Genomic DNA, 18,645 nt, shown 5'->3' with positions numbered 1-18,645 from the left:
TTGAACTTTATAACACCTTTTACCGTAACCATTTTTAGGATTGTAAAGCTGGCGAATTATTAAGATCGCTAATCCCAATACTGCTACAATAGCCGCGCTTCAAATAAGTCATTAAATATAAGGCACACCGTAATGGAAAAATTTGTTAACCACATACAACTAGGTTACTTAGGCTTAATCCCGTTTTTAGGGTGTGTGGGTTGGCCGCTTATGTTTGGCAGTAATAGCCTTAACTTAGAGTTTTTTACTTTTTACAGTATCGCCATTTTAGCATTTATGGCAGGTAGCTTGTGGCGCGCCGGAGAGCAAAGCTATAGCAATGCAATTAAAGCGATATTACCTGTTATCCCAGTTCCATTTTTATCATTTTTACCTGTAGAGTGGGCACTGGCTTGGCTAGGTGCTAGTTTTTGGTTAGTACTTATATTTGAAAAAGCCACGCCGCAATGGCAAACCTATCATAAAGATTATCAAAAAATGCGTGTAGTACTTACCTCTGTTGTATTTGTTTGTCACATTCTGACTATTGGTATGAGTATTTACCCTGAGTAACCTGAGCTCTGGATAATAAATCTATCTCAAGCAGCTATTTTCAGCGCTAACTGCGTTGAATTTACTTGCAATAGGCCCGCTATTGACGCGTAAATTCGCCTTGTTCTCACAGAAAATCTCTGGCTAGAGAAAATAAATTTAAATATCACCATAATTCAATGCGTTAGCAAATCTATTAACCAGAGTTCAGGTTAAATAGCAGCTGTAAACTTAAATATTGCGTGGTAATAAGGTAATATCCGCGCACTGCTATTTGAGGACACACCATGATTGACCAACTACGCCAACAACTCGACGAACTTGGCGAAAACTACGTAGAAAAAAACGCTGCATTTAAAATCAAAGTGATCCCATTTTTTTGTGCTATACGCATTAAAAAAGATCATAAAAGCGAAGGTCGTTTAAGCTTTTATTCAAGTCAATTACTCGAAATATTTTTAGTCGTCTTATTTTTGCTATTTGGTTTAACACTATACGATACAGATGCAGGATTTACTCACGGCCCTATTCATATTGCCTTTGCCATTTTAATTACCTTTAATCTTATTATTAAACAAATCGCTATTGAAGGGTTAAAAACCAGACTTGCGTTTCATCGTTTACTAGCAAAAGACTCACAAACAAATAGCGATATAAATAATACTGCTACAAACATAAACGCTAAATAAAATATGTATTTAAATCCTCAATGGCGAATACTCACCGTAGGCGATGGCGATTTATCGTTTTCGAACGCTATTTACACTCATCTATCGCCAAAAGCTTTGCTTGCATCCACTTACGATGACCAAACTACTATTGAGCAAAAGTACCAGCACAATGCACTTGGTAACCTAAAAGCGCATAACGTTGAGGTACTTAATAGTTTTGATGTAACAAATCCCGCGTGTTGGCAAACTCTAAGTGAAAACCAGCACAGCTTTGACGTGGTTATTTTTCAGTTTCCGCTTATACCTGCGTTTGTTGGCCGTGAAGCATTTGAAAACAACACGCGCCAAACCAGTATGAACGTATTAAACCGCGCTTTGCTGCATCAATTTATTAAATACGCTAACGAATACGCGCTTGATAAAAATGGTCCAATGCTGTGTTACATCACTTCAAAGGATGTAAAACCTTATCGAGAATGGAATATAGAAGGGAGTTTAAATAACGGTTTAAACGCTGATTATTTAGGCCAAATCCCATTTGATATTAGCCATTTTGAAGGTTATAAAATTCGTAATGTTGACCGCGACAAACACGTAAAAGACACCAGCGGCATAACTTACGTTTTCAGCCCAAAAAGTATTGATACACATACTAGCGAATTAAGCTCACGTCTTACCAAACCTGCATACTTAACATCTAACCATTGCCCCCTTTGCCGCGTTGGGCCCTATATGGCAAGCGAGGACGAAACCAAGCATCTAAACGCTAAAAAGCATCAGCAAATGCTACATCTTGAAAGCGATTGGCAACAATGGCTAAATGAGTTTTATAGCTAATTAATAGCCCTACTACAGTTTATTTAATTACACCTTTTCGTGTTTAATTAAATCAGCTGCTTTTTCAGCAATCGCAATTACCGGTGCATTTGTGTTGCCGGTAATAATGGTAGGCATAATCGACGCATCGACTACGCGTAAGTTACTTACCCCGTGTACTCGCAAATTAGTATCCACCACTGCCATTGAGTCCTGACCCATTTTACATGTCCCGACTGGGTGATATTCGGTATCTGCAGTTTGGCGTATAAACTCAATTAGCTGATCATCATTATTTATATCAAGCGGGTAGACCATTTTACCGCGTATGTTATCAAAAGCTTTGCTTTGCATAATAGTGAGTGTTTTTCTAAGGCCTGCAAGCATTACAGTTAAATCATCTGGATGGCTTAAGTAATTAGGGTCAATAAGTGGAGCACTACGCGGGTTGTTATCGGCTAATGTAATAGTACCTCGGCTTTTAGGGCGCATAATACTGCTGTGTATACTGTAACCATGCCCAGTGCGTAATTTACGACTATGATCGTCCACCAGCCCAATTACAAATTCTAGCTGCACATCGGGCGCTGGCGAGCCTTCAAATAATTTAATAAACGCGTGCGACTCTGCAAAGTTACTGGTTAATCGCCCTTCTCGTTTACTAAACCAGTTAACACAGCCTTTTATAATGCTGGCAATGCCTAGCGGGCTTATACCAAATGTGCCTTTATTTGTTTTTGATTTATAAAGTGGCACTACCGTTAAGTGATCTTGTAAATTAGCGCCAACACCTTCAAGTACGTGCTGAACCTTAATGTTATGTGCACTTAACTGCTCTTTTGGGCCAATACCTGAAAGCATTAATATTTGCGGCGAATTAATAGCGCCTGCACTAAGTATTACCTCTTTTTTAGCACGTAAATTAATAACCTCTTTATTACGCTCTATTTGCACGCCTTGCGCTATCTTATTGGTTATATTTATTTTATTAACGTGGCTATGGGTTAATACCGTTAAATTTGGGCGGTTTAAATGCGGTGTTAAATATGCTTTTGCTGCACTACAACGTTCGCCATTGTGCTGAGTTACCTGCGATAGACGTGCGCCGCTTTGCTCTTTGCCATTTATATCGTCGCTTAAATTAACGCCCTGCTCAGCACAGGCATTTAAAAAATACTGGTTTACATCACTTGGGTTATTTAGCTCTTGTACATGTAGCAGACCCTTTGTCCCGTGCAGCTCATTATTTATAAACGCTTTATTGTTCTCAGCTTTAATAAAGTACGGGAGTAAACTATCAAAATCCCATCCCGTATTGCCATTAGCCGCCCATTGGTCGTAATCGTACTTATTACCTCTTATGTAAACCATTGCATTAGTCGAGCTTGACCCACCCAATACTTTGCCACGCGGCACAAAACCACATCGGTTATTAAGCTCTTTTTGTGGCACCGTATTGTAATGCCAGCTATTTATGCCATAAGGCACACTCGCTGCTATGCCTGCTGGCATTTGCACAAATACACTGTCATCACTGCCGCCAGCTTCAATTAAGCACACACTTACATTTTTATCCTCAGACAATCGCGATGCCATAACGCAGCCGCCACTACCTGCGCCAATCACAATGTAATCAAATGTTGTATTGTTCATGATGTGCCTTAATAAAAGTTTTAAACGGCTTTTGCAGTAATAGTGCATAGAAAAACTCAACAAAACTTGATATTTTTAGACATCGTTTATTTGAGGTTAACCATGAGCAGCCTAATCAGAGCCACGTCATTACAAGGTATAGACACGCTAATTAGCGAATTTGGCGGCGATCCGCATGAAATAATGCAAAGCTGTAATATTAATAACGTTGACTTTAAAAATCTCGATAACCAATATTTACCTTATCGAGATTACGCTGAGCTATTAGAGTACTGTGCTTGTAAGTTCAATTGTTCTAGTTTTGGCCTTAAGCTCGCAAGTAGACAAAATTTTGATATTTTAGGACATATTGCAATAGCAGCTAAAAGTAGTACTAATTTAGGTGATGCACTTAATTGGGTTATTAAATACCTTCACTTGCACAGCCCTGCACTTAGCTTAAACTCGCACCCTTTAGAGAATGATAAAAGCTTGTTTTTATCATTCGAAATTAATTTAAAACCATTACCGAACATTAACCAAGTGATTGAGCTAACCATTGGTTTAGCATTGGCTGTTATTAAAAAACTGAGTAATAACCGCTGCAAACCAATTAATATATTTTTGCCAAAAAAATTAAGTACTAATACTCGCGCCTATAACACTTACTTTGGTTGTAACGTTATAGAGCATCGCAACAGCGCTGGTATTGTAATCTCAAAAAGTGATTTAACTCTTGAGCTTGATCACCCTGAACTAAATAAAGTACAAGCGGCGCTAAGCTTCTTGGCAAAAAACAAAGAACACACACAACCATTGCCCAACCAAGTTAGTGCACTAATTAGGCCTATGCTTCCTATTTATCAATGTAGTAACCAAACTATTTCAGCTGCGCTGGGTATGCACCCGCGTACTCTGCATCGAGAACTTATCAAACATAATACGAGCTTTGTAAAACTTAAAGATGCCACTCGTCGCGCTTTAGCTGCACACTATTTAGCGCAAAACCAATTTACAATATCAACCATATCTGAGCTTTTAGGGTATCAGGAACAAGCAACGCTAAGTGTTAATGTTAAACGCTGGTTTGGATGTTCTCCTCGAGCATATAGGACTAAAAAAATGTTAAACTAAACACTCTTATTATTATTTTTATTTAAGCTAAGGAGTGAGCATGAACTTTGTTATTGTTGGCACCAATTTTATTAGCGACACACTGTTAGCCGCTGCAAATACGTTAAACGATTTTAATTTATATGGGGTGTGCTCGCGCGCAGTATCAAGCGGCGAAGCGTTTTTAGCCAAACACCCACAAAATGCACAAGCAAAAATTTTCACCTCAATCGAGCAAGTATGCCAAGATCAAAATGTTGATGCTGTCTACATAGCCGCCCCTAACAGCTTACATAAGCAATATGCCGTTATGTGCCTAGAAGCGGGTAAACATGTCCTTGGCGAAAAACCATCAGCAGCCAATTCTAAAGAGCTTGCAAGCATTATTACTACAGCAAAAAAACATCAGCGCCTTTACATGGAAGCCATGATGACCACTCACTTGCCTAACTTTGTACGGCTGCAACAGGCAATGGTAAAAATTGGCACACCACGTAAATATATTGGCCAGTACAGTCAATATTCATCGCGTTACGATAAGTATAAAAATGGCGAACGTCCAAATACGTTTTTGCCCGAGTTTGCTAATGGTGCTTTAGTTGATTTAGGGATTTACCCACTGTATTTATTAATTGCACTTTGGGGAGCGCCGCAAAGCGTAAGTGCCAGTGGCGTATTACTTGATACAGGTGTAGATGGTGCGGGCGATGTATTACTAAACTACGCAGATAAACAAGCCGTTATTAGTTACTCTAAAATATCGCAAGGCGACAACATAACCGAAATACAAGGCGAACTTGGACGCATACGTATAGAAGCCGTATCGCAACTCAAAAAGGTGGAGTTTATTGCTAATAATGGTGAGGTAGAGGTTATATCCCAGCCGTTTGATGAGCACTTTATGAAATACGAAGTTGAACATTTTATGGCATTAGTGAAGCAAAATGTTCTTGAGTCACCCGTTAATACACATATTTTAGCCAGTAACGTAATGAGCGTACTTGATGAAGCGCGCAAACAGCTTGGGGTTGTGTACCCTAACGACTAACTAAATAAAATATGGGCGTTAACCAACGACAGTTAACGCCCAGAAGAAAGCTTAAATAGCTCTCGTACAACGACACATTTTACAAAACACACTTTACAAACACATTTAAAAATAGCGATCCCCATCCATGGGCAATCAAATACTTCTACAACAAACTTAACACTAACAACCCAAAATCGGTTTATTACCAATATTTATTATTCAATAACCTTAAAACTAACCTAACACATAAAAACATTACCAATCAAGCTAGCCAATTGCATTATTTTAAACTAAATTGGTAATATAAGAATACAACCATTGGTGTATAGTGGTTTTTAACCATAACATCGCGTTAGAATTTTGACATAATAGTGAATTTTGAGGTAACCTCTGGTATTAACAGTTGGTTTTGACTTTTAGGCCCCAGAGGCCATTATTCCTTAAGGTAATGAAGGTAAAGTATGGGTAATCGTCGCTTATTTTGGCGCATAGTTGATAAAATTGAGTCTTTAATAAATCAAGGCGAATTTTCTGCTGGGAGTCGTTTACCACCTGAACGTGAACTTGCAGAAATGTTTGATGTAAGTCGCCCTACCATTAGAGAAGCTATTATCGCATTAGAAGTACGTGGCCGAGTTGAAGTTAAAACCGGCTCTGGTGTTTACGTAGTAGAACAAAAAAATGCATCTATAAAATCAAAAGAGATCAGTGCATTTGAACTTACTCAAGCTCGCGCATTAATTGAAGGCGAAATTGCCGCTTTAGCTGCTCAAAGCATTACAGAAGAAGAACTAGAGCAACTAAATAAAACATTAATTGCCATGGAAAAAGGCCTTTATGTTGAGCAAGCCGACCGTGAGTTCCACGAAATTATAGCTAGAGCAACACGCAATAAAGCACTTGAATTTGCAGTGTCTAACTTGTGGGATTTACGTTTAACAAACCCACAAATTGTTGCTGACTATGGCAGTGTGTGTAAAAACAATAACGAGTGCGTTATGGACGAACACACCGCTATTTATACAGCCCTAAAGTCGCATGATGCAAATGCAGCGCGCAGTGCAATGCACAAACATTTTAACCGCTTAATTAATGCTTTATTTGACGCTGTAGAATCGCGTGCACTTGAAGAAATTAAACGCAAAAATGATGAAAAACGAGGCCTCTACTCGCTTGATGGCTTAGTTAATAAAAGTGCCCATTAAGGCCTTTTAACCAACTGATTAAAGTTAGCAAACGCCTGTTTGCTAACTTTACCTCTTACTTTATTTACCTGCCCTATTTAATATACTTTTAATTGCACTATTTTTGGTCGCAAACACTTACCTATAAATTTAAAAAAAGATACTATGCCGCCATTAATATCGGGCGGGTTTAGCTTTTATACTCCCTGCATTACATAACTAATTGATAGAGTTACTCAACTCAAGGATAAAAATGCAAGCATCTTCAAAAAGTTATTTACTGGCTATCGTGTGTGTACTGCTTGCAATGATGACCATTCAAACGGGCGCGTCATTTGCAAAGCAGCTTTTTCCTATTGTTGGCCCTGAAGGTACAACTGCCCTTAGGCTTGGTTTTTCTGCCTTTATACTTTGCTTAGTGTTTAAACCTTGGAAACACTTACCTACTTCTGGTAATCGTATTCCTATAATTGTGTATGGTTTAAGTTTAGGCGGCATGAACATTTTGTTTTATTACGCCATTGAACGCATTCCACTAGGCATTGGTGTAGCGCTTGAATTTACAGGCCCGCTTGCTGTTGCCTTATTTTCATCACGCCGCAAACGTGACTTATTTTGGGTTGCGTGTGCTATTGCCGGTATTTTGCTTCTGCTTCCTGATATGAGCGGCCAAGACAGCCTTGATCCATTGGGTGTAGCGCTTGCGCTTGGTGCTGGTGCATGTTGGGCAGGTTATATATTATTTGGTAAAAAAACGGGCACACAAAGCTCTGGTGGAGCAACTGTCGCATTGGGTATGACCGTTGCCGCTATAGTGCTAGTACCATACGGCGGCATTCTGCAAAGCGCCGCGTTTACATGGGAAATTATCCCACTGGGTATTGGTATTGCTATTTTATCAAGCGCACTGCCTTACACACTTGAAATGGTTGCACTGCGTAACATGCCTTCACAAGGGTTTAGCGTAATGATGAGTTTAGAGCCTGCAATAGCTTCGCTCGCAGGGTTTATTATACTGGGTGAATTGCTTACTTTATGGCAGTGGCTCGCTATTTTACTTGTAATTATTGCATCTGTTGGTAGCTCGTTTTCAAACGCAAAAAAACAGACTACTTAATTAACTACCAAATAATCTAAATAACCTAAATAAAGTCACCACGCAACATGGTGACTTTATTATGTTGTATCCGGTAATTTTTTAACTCACAGCCTTACTTTGCTTTTTAGTTGTAACCAAATAACCAATCAACGAAATAAGCGGCATGCCAGTAGCGACCAGAGCAATACCTGTCCACCCGCCCGCTTCATATAATGGGCTGGCAATAAGCGAGCCTACTGCGCCACCTACAAATATACTCGTCATGTAAATAGCGTTTAAACGCGCACGGCTTTGCGGCTCTAGTGCATACACTGCACGTTGACCCAATACCATATTGGCCTGCACAGCAAAATCAATAAACACACCGGTTAATGCCAATACTATAATGCCGTAAGGTAGCTCAAATAAGCTTGGTAAAAAGCACACTGCTGCAATTACTTTGGCCAGTAACGATAACTGATGCGTATAGCCTTTATCGGCTAAACGACCAACAATGGGGGCAGCTACAGCACCTGCCGCACCCACTAATGCAAACAATGCTATTTCTGATTGCGATAAACCATACTCACGGGCAAGCACAACCGGTACGCTTGTCCAAAATAAACTGAACGATGCAAACATTAATGCTTGAAAAAGTGAACGTTGGCGCAGCACTGGCTGGCTTATCATTAACTGTTTAAGCGATTTTAATAACTTAAAATACGTTGTTTTATGGGTAGGTTGCCTGCTTGGAATAGCAAAATAAATTACGCCTGCAATAAACACCATACACCCTGCTGCAAAGTAAAATACAGCGCGCCAACCAAAGTGATCAGCAATTAAGCTCGATATAGGTCTTGCCAGCAAAATACCTAGCAAGAGACCCGCCATAATATTGCCAAGAACCTGCCCGCGCTTCTCGTCAGACGATAAATGCGCAGCAAGCGGAATAAGCACCTGAACAGAAACCGAGCTCATACCTATCATTAAACATAAAATAAGCATTACATTAGGTGAGTCAGCAAGTGCAGTACCCACTAAACTCAAAAACGACACAGCTAAAGTAATAAGCATTAAACGCTTATTTTCAATTAAGTCAGCTAATGGCACTAAAAAAAACAACCCCAAAGCGTAGCCTATTTGTGTAAGCGATACGATAAGGCTAGCACTGTGCGCACTTAATCCAACTTCTGGGGCAAGCAACTCAATAATAGGTTGAGCGTAGTAAATATTGGCAACAATAAGACCGCAACACAAAGCAATAATAGTAACGAGTGTATTGCTAAGTGGTTGCGCTGAAACGCCTGTTTGGGTCATGTGTGTCTCTACTTTATAAAAATAATAAAACCCAACCAGCAAACGCGGGTTGGGTTTTTACAAAAAGCTTCGTTTTACTTAATTGGTGATGGCTGCCCATGTGGGCTTGAGCGTAAATACTGTTTAGGTGCAGTTACTGTAGCGCCAAGCTCTGCAGCTGCATGCCACGGCCAATGCGGGTTATATAAAATGCCACGCGCCAGCGCTACACCATCGGCTTGCTGCTCACTAATAATATCCTCGGCTTGTTGCGCCTGTGTAATTAAACCCACCGCTATAACAGGCATTTTAACCGCTTCTTTTATGGCTGTTGCAAACGGTACCTGAAAATTAGGTTTTACTGGTATTTGTTGCTCAGGGCTTAGGCCCGCCGTACTTACATGAATAAAATCACAACCGAGTTCATCAAGCGCTTTACTAAGCACTATCGATTGCTCTAAATCCCAGCCGCCTTCAACCCAATCAGTTGCCGAAATACGCACACCTACCGCTTTTTCACTAGGAAATACCGCTCTTACCGCTTTAAACACATCAAGCAATAAACGCATTCTGTTTTCTAGGCTACCACCGTAGTTGTCATCGCGCTTGTTTGAAAGTGGCGACAAAAACTGGTGTAACAGGTAACCGTGCGCACCATGTAGCTCGATTAAATCAAGGCCGAGTTCATCAGCGCGTTTAGCTGCACTGACAAAGTCTTTAATTAATGAGTCAATATCAGATTGGCTCATTGCTTTTGGCACTGGGCTGCTATCGTCGTACGCAACTGCCGAAGGTGCCACGGTTTGCCAGCCATTAACGTCATCAGGTGCAATAGCATCGCCACCGTCCCATGGTTTTTCAGTTGATGCTTTGCGCCCAGCATGTGCCAACTGAATACCAATAGGCATAGGGCTATATTGTCTTACTGCTTTTAGGCTTTTGCCCAAGGCTTGCTGGGTTTCGTTATTCCAAAGCCCTAAATCGCCGTAGCTAATACGCCCTTCTGGGTTTACTGCTGTTGCTTCTAAAATTAGCAATCCTGCACCACTCAAACTCAATTGGCCCAAATGAATAGTGTGCCAATCGCTAGCAGCGCCATTGTTTGCTGAGTACTGGCACATGGGTGCAATAATAATACGGTTATCTAACGTTACTTGCCCAAGTGATAAAGGCGAAAATAGTTGGCTCATTGTTAATCCTTAAAAACACGCACAAAAAAGTGCGGACAAAACAAAAAAGAGTATACGAAGCGGCAATCAAACACGCTCACTCAATAACTTACACAGTTACTTATAAATACGACTACCACTCTTAATGGGGATAAAAACACACTTTAATAGTGCTGATAAAAGCATAACTAATGACATTATAAACTATCAATTTTAATGTAATAATTTGTTTAACGAGCACGTCATAAAGCCATCTTTAAAAAATGAATGACTATTTACCTTTAAACAAGGGTGTGATTTTTAACCTAACTGTACCTAATAGCACTAAGCTATTGCTTATATTGCCTATTAACTAAATAAAAACCCCACATACAAACCATATTTATTCTATAAAAGTGAATTAAAATTCAATTTAGATATTCCAAGCTACTTCACTCCCTGATAAACTGCTTAACTTAATTTACTAATGTAAAACATTTGAACTGGGGATCACTTTTTATGTTTAAACCAAGCTTGTTAACCTTGGCTATTTCGAGCGCTGTTTCTAGCGTATTTTTATTGCCTAATGCCGCACTTGCTCAAGAAGAAGTTGCAGCTAAAAACAAATCACTCGAAGTAATCGAAGTTACAGCAACAAGGCGCAGCGGCTCTGTGCAAAATGCACCGCTAAATATTACAGCCCTTGATGCAGATATTATGAAAGATCAAAATATCAATGAGCTTGCGGATGTAGCACGCTGGGTACCTGGTTTAACAATTACCGATCAAGGTGGCCGCTCAGGCTCGCCTATTATTGTTCGTGGTTTAAATACAAACTCTTCTGGTCCATCGTCAGATGGTGGCACGGTATCTACTTACATTAACGAAATTCCAGTTTCGGTAGATATGCGCCTAGTAGATATTGAGCGTGTTGAAGTATTAATTGGGCCACAAGGCACGCTTTATGGAGCAGGCACATTGGGCGGTGCAATTCGTTACATGCTTAAACAGCCTGAGCTTGATTTTACATCGCTTGAAGTATACGGCGACCTATTTCAAACAAAAGAAAGTGACTCTTTAGGTGGCGAAGGCGGCTTTATATTTAACCTTCCACTTATTGAAGACAAGCTTGCAGTTCGCGCCAGCATAAACGTATATGAAGACCCAGGTTTTATCGATTACGGCTACGTAGTACGCGAGCCTGGCGTATCGTTGCCAGATCCAGATTGGAGCGATAGCTCAGCAATTAATAACAACCTTAAAAATGTAAAAGACGCCAACGGCGAAACCACCACTACAGGTCGTATTTCTGTACGCTTTAAACCAAATGAATCGTTTGAAGGTACACTTAACTACTTTTACCAAAACCAAGACAGCGAAGGCCGCTCGATTGTTCATTACAACAGCCTTAATGCAAACAACGGCTTAAGCGATGTAATAGGTAAATACGAATCGGCTTATCGCTTTGAAGAGCCTCGCGAGAAAAAAGATCAATTACTAAGCCTCGAACTAAAAGCCGACCTAGGCTTTGCAGAGCTAGTATCGGCAACCGGTATTTCAAGCTTTGATGCCGACGGTCAACGCGATCAAACCGACTTACTTATTCGCCTAGATTACGGTTATGAAGAGTTTCCTTCGTTTTCAACGTTTACCCGTGAAATTGACGAAGAAGATACCTTCACTCAAGAAATTCGCTTAGTGTCTCAAGGCGACAGCGACTTTAACTGGATTGTGGGTGGCTTTTACAACAAAACAGAAACCGAAGCATCAAGCAGAGAGTTTACGCCTGGGTTTGACCAATTCGCTATCGATAACTTTGGTGGCGAGCAGCTAAGACCTGACTCATTAGAATACTTAGAGCTTACAAAAAGTACCGTCACTGAGTCTGCACTATTTGGTGAAGTTGGCTATAAAGTAACTGATAAGCTTGATGTTACTCTTGGGCTACGCTTATATAAATACGATGTAGAATCAGAATCTGCAGTGGACTTTCCATTATTTAATACACTATTTGATGGTGCAGGACCAAATGATATATCACTAAATTTTGAAAAAAATGAAGCAAGCGATAACGGCAACTTATTTAAGTTTAATGCTAAATACCAATTTACTGATTCAGTTATGGGTTATGTAACGGTAAGTGAAGGCTTTAGAATCGGTGGTTCAAATGGTTTAGCTCCGTGCCCTGATCCATTACCAGCTAATCAAGCCGGTTGTGGTAACCCTGATGAAATGCTGTATGACGCAGATACAACAACCAACTACGAGCTAGGATTCAAAAGTACATGGTTTAGAAGCCAACTACACTTTAACGCTGCGTTATTTAACGTAGATTGGGATGATGCACAAATTTCAGGTGCTACCGAAGTAGGACAATTGCCGTACCTTTCAAACGCCGGCAGCGCTAATGCAAAAGGGGTTGAAGTATCAACTCGCGCGATCTTATCTGACTCATTTTCACTGTACGCAACCTACGCTTATACAAAAGCAGAGTTAACATCAAACGCACCATTTTTGTTTAACGCCGATGGTACCGGTGGCGCAGAAGACGGCGACCGTTTACCTGGTTCACCTGAAAACCAATTTTCGATGGGTGTAAACTATCAAACAGATGTGTTTAACGACAAAACGCTTGATATTAACTACGGTTTAACCGCGCAAAGCGACGTGCTTTCAAGAGTAGGACTTCGCGATAACGGCGAAACACTACCTGGTTACAGCTTAAGTAATATTTCAGCTAAATTAACGGCTGATGCATGGTCAACTACGCTATATGTTGATAACCTATTCAACAAATACGCGGTTACCTCAGTTCGTCGTTCAGATGCAGATATAACATCAGCTAATGGCGCCGACATACAACGTAACTACGGCCATTACATTAATCGCCCGCTTACGGTAGGTGTTAAATTTAACTACAAATTTGAAATATAATTTAAGCGACTTTTAAACAGTCTCACTTTTTAAATACTGTTTTAAGGCTCAAATTTATTTGAGCCTTTTTATTTTCTTTTACAAAATAATAATTACCAAAACCATGCAGCCAAATTTAAAGCAACTTCATCAAAGCGCAATACACTCCCTAAACCAAGGTAAAATAGAGCAAGCACACAAAGCCCTAGTGGAGTTAGTGACACTCAAACCAGACTTTGCTGATGGGTATTTTTTGTTAGCTATGGTTAATTTAACTGTTGGGCAAATACACAAAGCAATAAAGCTCATCGAAAAAGCCCTTACCCTTGGCCAAAGTATTGAATACACCGCGCAACTTGCTAAATGTTACGCACTTACTGGCGAATTACAAAAAGCAAAAAACACCGCACTATCGGTGCCATTAAAGCAAATAACTAAAGCACTTGATGCCGACACACTCGGCGTTGCACTTACTCAAGCAGGCATTCACGAACACGCACTTAACTACTTTGAGTGCGCTATTAAACTGGCTACAGCAGCTAACAAAGCTCAACCACCGTTTTATTATAACTACGGCGTAAGCGCTAAATTTTTAGGGCTATTTGATAAAGCCCAACACGCCTTTGAAAATGCCATAGCGCTTAACCCGCTGCACCATCAAAGTCATTTTGCATTAAGTGATTTAACTAAAGTAAGTAAGCAAAACAACCATATTGAACGCTTAAAAAACGTGTTTGAGCAAGTAACACACCCCGATGCAAAACTGCATATTGGCCATGCTTTAGCAAAAGAGTATCAAGATATTGGTGAATTTTCAGAGGCTTTCAACGCGTTAGAGCAAGGTAAAGTAGCAAAACGTACTGTGCAGCCGTTTGATCATAAAAGCTCAACTGAGTTATTTGAACATATTAAACGCTTAAGTGAGCAGCACACACAAGCGCTAACACAAGGTAACCCAACGGCCGAACCTATTTTTGTATTAGGCATGCCCCGCTCTGGCACCACATTAGTTGAGCGTATTTTATCGAGCCACAGCAACGTGCAGTCAGCCGGTGAATTACAAGACTTTGGCCTAAGTGTTAAAAAGCTAAGCCAAACACAAACACCTCACGTGCTCGACACTCAAACGCTCAGTAAAGCCTACGAGCTTGATTTTAATCAGCTTGGGTCAACCTATTTAAACGCAACACGCGTAATAACAGGCAGCCATAAACACTTTATTGATAAGCTCCCGTTTAACTTTTTTTATATCGACTTAATAACCAAAGCACTGCCAAACGCCAAAATAATTTGTATGCTGCGCGATCCAATGGACACCTGCATTGGTAACTATCGCCAGCTTTTTACTATAAATAACCCCTACTACGCATACTCGCTTGATTTACTCGACACCGCCAAATTTTATACCCGCTTTTACAAACTCATGCAGCACTTTAGTGCCCTGCACAGCAATATAAAATTAGTAAAATACGAAGAATTAGTCGCCCAGCCCGAGCAGAAAATTAAAGAGTTAGTCAGCTTTTGTAACCTAGAGTGGCAAGAGCAATGTATAGATTTTCACTTAAACACCGCACCGGTCTCTACCGCCAGTAAAGTACAAGTACGCCAACCATTAAATAGCAAAGCAATTGGGCGTTGGAAGGCGTTTAAGCCACATACAGATAAAGCAGTGGAGTACCTTTTAAAACAAGGTATTAGTATTGAGTAATGGTTTTATAGCTTGGGAGTTAAATGGATAGACTTAGGGATAGTCCGCTTTGTGCCATTTGCGGACATTCAGTATTTGAATTTAAGTCTATACTGATGGACGCAAATGCCACCATTGCGGTCGTTCACGTTTGAAGTATTAACGATCACTTTGTGCGCATTGCTGACACTAGCAATTAATATTTGTCCTTATTTTTTCTAATGAATCATTCCGACCATGTCACTAAAACACCTCAGTAACAAATACCTTTAAAATAGTTACGTTTAATGCGTATTTAATCTTTTCATATGCTAGTAAATAGACGCCATTGAAATAATGATAGTAAGTAGTTATTTAACGAACGCCATGAATAATTATTATGGGTGGCCTAATAACTCCTGCAGGTGTTTTTGAGGTATTGCGTTTGGGTTTAATTGCGTAGTATTACTGGGCATATCTAGATTTGAATGAACCCATACTAAAGTTGACAGTTAGTTCGGATATATCCAATATTTTTTAACATTCGAGATATTCTAGTAAAAAAATAAGATCGTTCTAAAAATAAAAATTTAATTCTTATTGATCTTAATTGCTTTTCTTAAATCTCTTCTATGTTAAGTTATCACATTATGAATATTTCTGTATATTATTCAAATGGTAAAGTAAATTATAACAAAGGAAGTGAGATGAAGAAGCCACCACTGGGAATAGCATTTTTACAAGGACAAGAAAATTTAATAGATGGTGATGATCTCAAAGAAAATTTGGATAAAATAAGACAAAAAATTGCTGATTTATCTAATGTGAAAAATGTTCATTTTTTGTTAGGTGCAGGTGCAAGTTCTGGTGCTATTCCTACAATGAAAGAAATGGTAGCAAGTATTGATTCGCGATTATTGCTACCTCCACCTCCACCTCCAACATTTCCGACAATTCCACCACCAATACCGTCCAGTACAATATTGCCTACCCCATTTGTTGCTACGACACACTTACAGGCTTTATTTAACAAAATAAAGTGCTCTACGAAAGATAATCTTGAAGATATCTTAGGAGTCCTCTATTCAAGGCGAGCTTATTTAGAAGGTTCAGGTGATAAATTATCTGGTGATTATTATGAAACACTTCCTTTGATTAAAATTATTGAAAGTGAGATGTTTAAACAAATTAATATAGATTTTAATACTGGTAAATCACAAGAGACTTTAGCGCTGTATAACGATTTCTATCAAAAAATAACCTTACGCAATAAAGACTTATCAAGAGTTAATGTTTTCACCACGAATAACGATTTATTTAATGAGAAAGCTCTCGATTATTCTAATATCAATTATAACAATGGCTTTGGTGGAGGATTGGATAGAGTTTTTAATCCCGCTAGGTTTAACTATACATTTTCCAGAAAAATTGATGCTGAAGTACAAAAGTATGAGCCATTAGATAATATGGTTTATTTATATAAACTGCATGGTTCGATTAGTTGGCGAGAAAGCAAAAACAACTCTTTTTTTCAAATTCAAGAAGTAGCAACTAAACATGATGAAGATGTTCCAAATGATAATATCCTTATTTACCCAACGCCTTTAAAACAGAATAAAAGTTTAGGTTCACCATATTCTGATTTAATAAGAGAATTCCAAAAGAAACTATTACAGCCTCATAGCGTAATCTTTGTGATTGGATATAGTTTCAGTGATGAACACCTTAATAATATTATCTATCAAGCTTTAGCTTCAAATTCATCTATCAGTGTTGTGGTTTTTGGTGATTATGGTGATAAAGAGATATTTAAAGTTAATGACCGTAGAATATATAAAATATTTGGTAATGTTGCTAACGATAAAATCCATTACTTTAAATATATAGTCGATAATTTTTTACCTGATCTAGAAGAGTTTGAAGATATTAATTTACTCAAAAAATTCATGAATAATTTGGCTGATGAAAAAAATAAAGCTAAAGGTTCTAAATAATGAAGATAGGAAAAATAATATCGGTAAATTACAACCAATTTAAAGTAAAAGTATCCTCCGAGATAAGAGGGAATTCGATTAACTTAAATGGTGATATTTATTATTTTGGTAATATAGGTAGTTACTTAAAATCGACTAACGCGGTTGGTGAAACTATAGTATCTGAGGTTATTTCAATTTTTGACAATGATCTTCAATTCAATGAAAAAGCCTTTGATATAGAAGGAAATAGAGAGTTACTACTTAAACCCATAGGTACAATCTCTCGTGATCAAAAATTCAACTTAGGTGTTGGTGTTTTTCCAAGTTTATATAGTAATGTTGGAATAATTACTTATAAAGATATGGAAGTAATACTTGGTGCTACTGTAAATAGCAGTAAAGAAGGAAATCTAATCCACGAAAGCTTTTCCTTAGGCAAAAGTAAAAGTTTAATTAATTACCCTATAGATATTAATATTAATAAATTTTTTAATATTCACTCTGCAGTTCTTGGTAATTCAGGAAGTGGTAAATCAAATACGATTGCTCATATTATTCAAGAAATTCATAAAAAACAAAGTAACTCAGCTATTGGTTCTAGGATATTAATCTTTGACGTAAACGGTGAGTATCAAAATGCTTTTAAAGGTTCATTCGATGGTAGCATCAAAGTAAAGCTTTATAAGCCCAACATTAATAAACCTGACAACAATTTCACACCATTCTTCTTGCCACATTTTTTAATGTCGATTGATGAGTGGAGTGCTTTTTTATTAGCAACGGAAGCTACTCAGAGACCTTTTTGGGATAAAGTTCTTCAAGAAGCTTATATCTTTTATAAGATGCTTTCTAATGATCCTAATGAAGTTGCAAGAACGGTTGATTATTTAAGGCATAAAGTTTGTTCTATTATCTTAAATATAATTGGACAAGGTGACTCGGATACAACAAATATCACTACTGCTTCAAGTATTATTGCAAGTTTGCAAATGATTATTCATTCAGATCCGTCTCTAACATCAATAGCTATTAGTTCTGGATTAGGTTCAGACTTGGAAACTCTGAAAGGTGCCTGTCGAATAAATTATGGCTCTAATGATGGCGTACTTTTGGGTAGAACTCAGACGGTTTATGCAAAGGTAAATCATCAAAATGTTGATGCTGTTATCTGCGATAAACTCCCACATGGTGAATACTTCGATTATAAATTTTTAAGAATTTCGGCTAATCTAGCATTGCTAGAAGAAGACTCTCGTGGCAATAAACGTATGAGAGAATATACGTCTACAATGCTTACACGCTTGGATTATTTTTTAGAGAATACTAATTGTGATTTTATGCGTGATCGTGCGGATGATTCAATAACAGATGTTAAGTCTTTTTTAGCTGATTTTTGGGATTTTGATGAGAGCAATACCCATCAAACTCAAATGGTAATTATTGATACAAGTGAGTTATCTCCGGATTCATTAGAAACATTAACAAGTGTTACTTCGCGTTTGATTTTTGAAGAGCGTAAGAAGTATATGTAGTGGTACAGTGATTTTGGCCACCCATTAAGAAAGAAATGTTATGCTATTTGCATACAAAT

The 18,645-nt window shown here is 38.6% G+C and carries 14 protein-coding genes; 11 read left to right on the top strand and 3 right to left on the bottom strand.

What is annotated here, in order from left to right:
• The first annotated feature begins 132 nt into the window (after positions 1-132).
• The 3 genes from PARC_RS19160 (at position 133) to PARC_RS19150 (ending at position 2,039) form a co-directional block, all read left to right on the top strand.
• Positions 133-552 (top strand): DUF3429 domain-containing protein, encoded by a 420-nt coding sequence (locus PARC_RS19160; protein ID WP_010555286.1) that lies wholly within the window; start codon positions 133-135, stop codon positions 550-552.
• A 266-nt stretch (positions 553-818) separates the two neighbouring features.
• Positions 819-1,220, top strand: coding sequence for a hypothetical protein (locus PARC_RS19155; protein WP_002960599.1), 402 nt, complete (start codon positions 819-821; stop codon positions 1,218-1,220).
• A 3-nt stretch (positions 1,221-1,223) separates the two neighbouring features.
• A complete protein-coding gene (locus PARC_RS19150) occupies positions 1,224-2,039 on the top strand; it encodes a class I SAM-dependent methyltransferase (protein ID WP_010555285.1) in 816 nt (271 codons plus the stop codon).
• Between the two features lie 27 nt (positions 2,040-2,066).
• Here PARC_RS19150 and PARC_RS19145 read toward each other — a convergent pair whose 3' ends face one another.
• On the bottom strand, positions 2,067-3,671 hold the full coding sequence (locus PARC_RS19145) for a GMC family oxidoreductase (protein ID WP_010555284.1): 1,605 nt from the start codon (positions 3,669-3,671) through the stop codon (positions 2,067-2,069).
• Between the two features lie 102 nt (positions 3,672-3,773).
• On the opposite strand from PARC_RS19145, the gene PARC_RS19140 reads away from it, so the two are divergent.
• From PARC_RS19140 to PARC_RS19125, 4 genes are all read left to right on the top strand, one after another.
• The gene (locus tag PARC_RS19140; RefSeq protein WP_010555283.1) at positions 3,774-4,784 is read left to right on the top strand and encodes an AraC family transcriptional regulator; all 1,011 of its coding nucleotides are present in this window, start codon (positions 3,774-3,776) and stop codon (positions 4,782-4,784) included.
• Positions 4,785-4,824: 40 nt separating this feature from the next.
• The gene (locus tag PARC_RS19135; RefSeq protein ID WP_010555282.1) at positions 4,825-5,811 is read left to right on the top strand and encodes a Gfo/Idh/MocA family protein; all 987 of its coding nucleotides are present in this window, start codon (positions 4,825-4,827) and stop codon (positions 5,809-5,811) included.
• 443 nt (positions 5,812-6,254) lie between these two features.
• Positions 6,255-6,998, top strand: coding sequence for a FadR/GntR family transcriptional regulator (locus PARC_RS19130; protein ID WP_002960591.1), 744 nt, complete (start codon positions 6,255-6,257; stop codon positions 6,996-6,998).
• A 232-nt stretch (positions 6,999-7,230) separates the two neighbouring features.
• A complete protein-coding gene (locus tag PARC_RS19125; RefSeq protein WP_007375633.1) occupies positions 7,231-8,094 on the top strand; it encodes an EamA family transporter in 864 nt (287 codons plus the stop codon).
• Between the two features lie 81 nt (positions 8,095-8,175).
• Here the strand turns inward: PARC_RS19125 and PARC_RS19120 are convergent, their stop codons facing one another.
• The gene (locus tag PARC_RS19120; RefSeq protein WP_010555281.1) at positions 8,176-9,372 is read right to left on the bottom strand and encodes an MFS transporter; all 1,197 of its coding nucleotides are present in this window, start codon (positions 9,370-9,372) and stop codon (positions 8,176-8,178) included.
• Positions 9,373-9,446: 74 nt separating this feature from the next.
• A complete protein-coding gene (locus PARC_RS19115) occupies positions 9,447-10,541 on the bottom strand; it encodes an NADH:flavin oxidoreductase/NADH oxidase (protein ID WP_010555280.1) in 1,095 nt (364 codons plus the stop codon).
• Between the two features lie 477 nt (positions 10,542-11,018).
• Here PARC_RS19115 and PARC_RS19110 point away from each other — a divergent pair, with 477 nt between their 5' ends.
• From PARC_RS19110 to PARC_RS19095, 4 genes are all read left to right on the top strand, one after another.
• Positions 11,019-13,433 (top strand): TonB-dependent receptor, encoded by a 2,415-nt coding sequence (locus PARC_RS19110; protein WP_010555279.1) that lies wholly within the window; start codon positions 11,019-11,021, stop codon positions 13,431-13,433.
• Between the two features lie 103 nt (positions 13,434-13,536).
• Positions 13,537-15,120 carry a tetratricopeptide repeat-containing sulfotransferase family protein gene (locus PARC_RS19105; RefSeq protein ID WP_033012878.1) on the top strand — a complete coding sequence of 528 codons (1,584 nt, stop codon included), beginning with the start codon at positions 13,537-13,539 and terminating at the stop codon, positions 15,118-15,120.
• A gap of 608 nt (positions 15,121-15,728) precedes the next feature.
• Complete coding sequence (locus tag PARC_RS19100; protein WP_238142580.1) at positions 15,729-17,072, top strand: SIR2 family protein; 1,344 nt, start codon at positions 15,729-15,731, stop codon at positions 17,070-17,072.
• Positions 17,072-18,586: a helicase HerA domain-containing protein gene (locus tag PARC_RS19095; RefSeq protein WP_010555276.1), complete on the top strand. Its 1,515-nt coding sequence runs from the start codon at positions 17,072-17,074 to the stop codon at positions 18,584-18,586. The genes PARC_RS19100 and PARC_RS19095 overlap by 1 nt, the downstream gene beginning before the upstream one ends.
• The last annotated feature ends 59 nt before the right edge of the window (positions 18,587-18,645 follow it).

Origin of the sequence: Pseudoalteromonas arctica A 37-1-2, from assembly GCF_000238395.3 — a bacterium.
Taxonomy (GTDB): domain Bacteria; phylum Pseudomonadota; class Gammaproteobacteria; order Enterobacterales; family Alteromonadaceae; genus Pseudoalteromonas; species Pseudoalteromonas arctica.
This window is presented reverse-complemented; position numbering and strand designations above follow the sequence as displayed.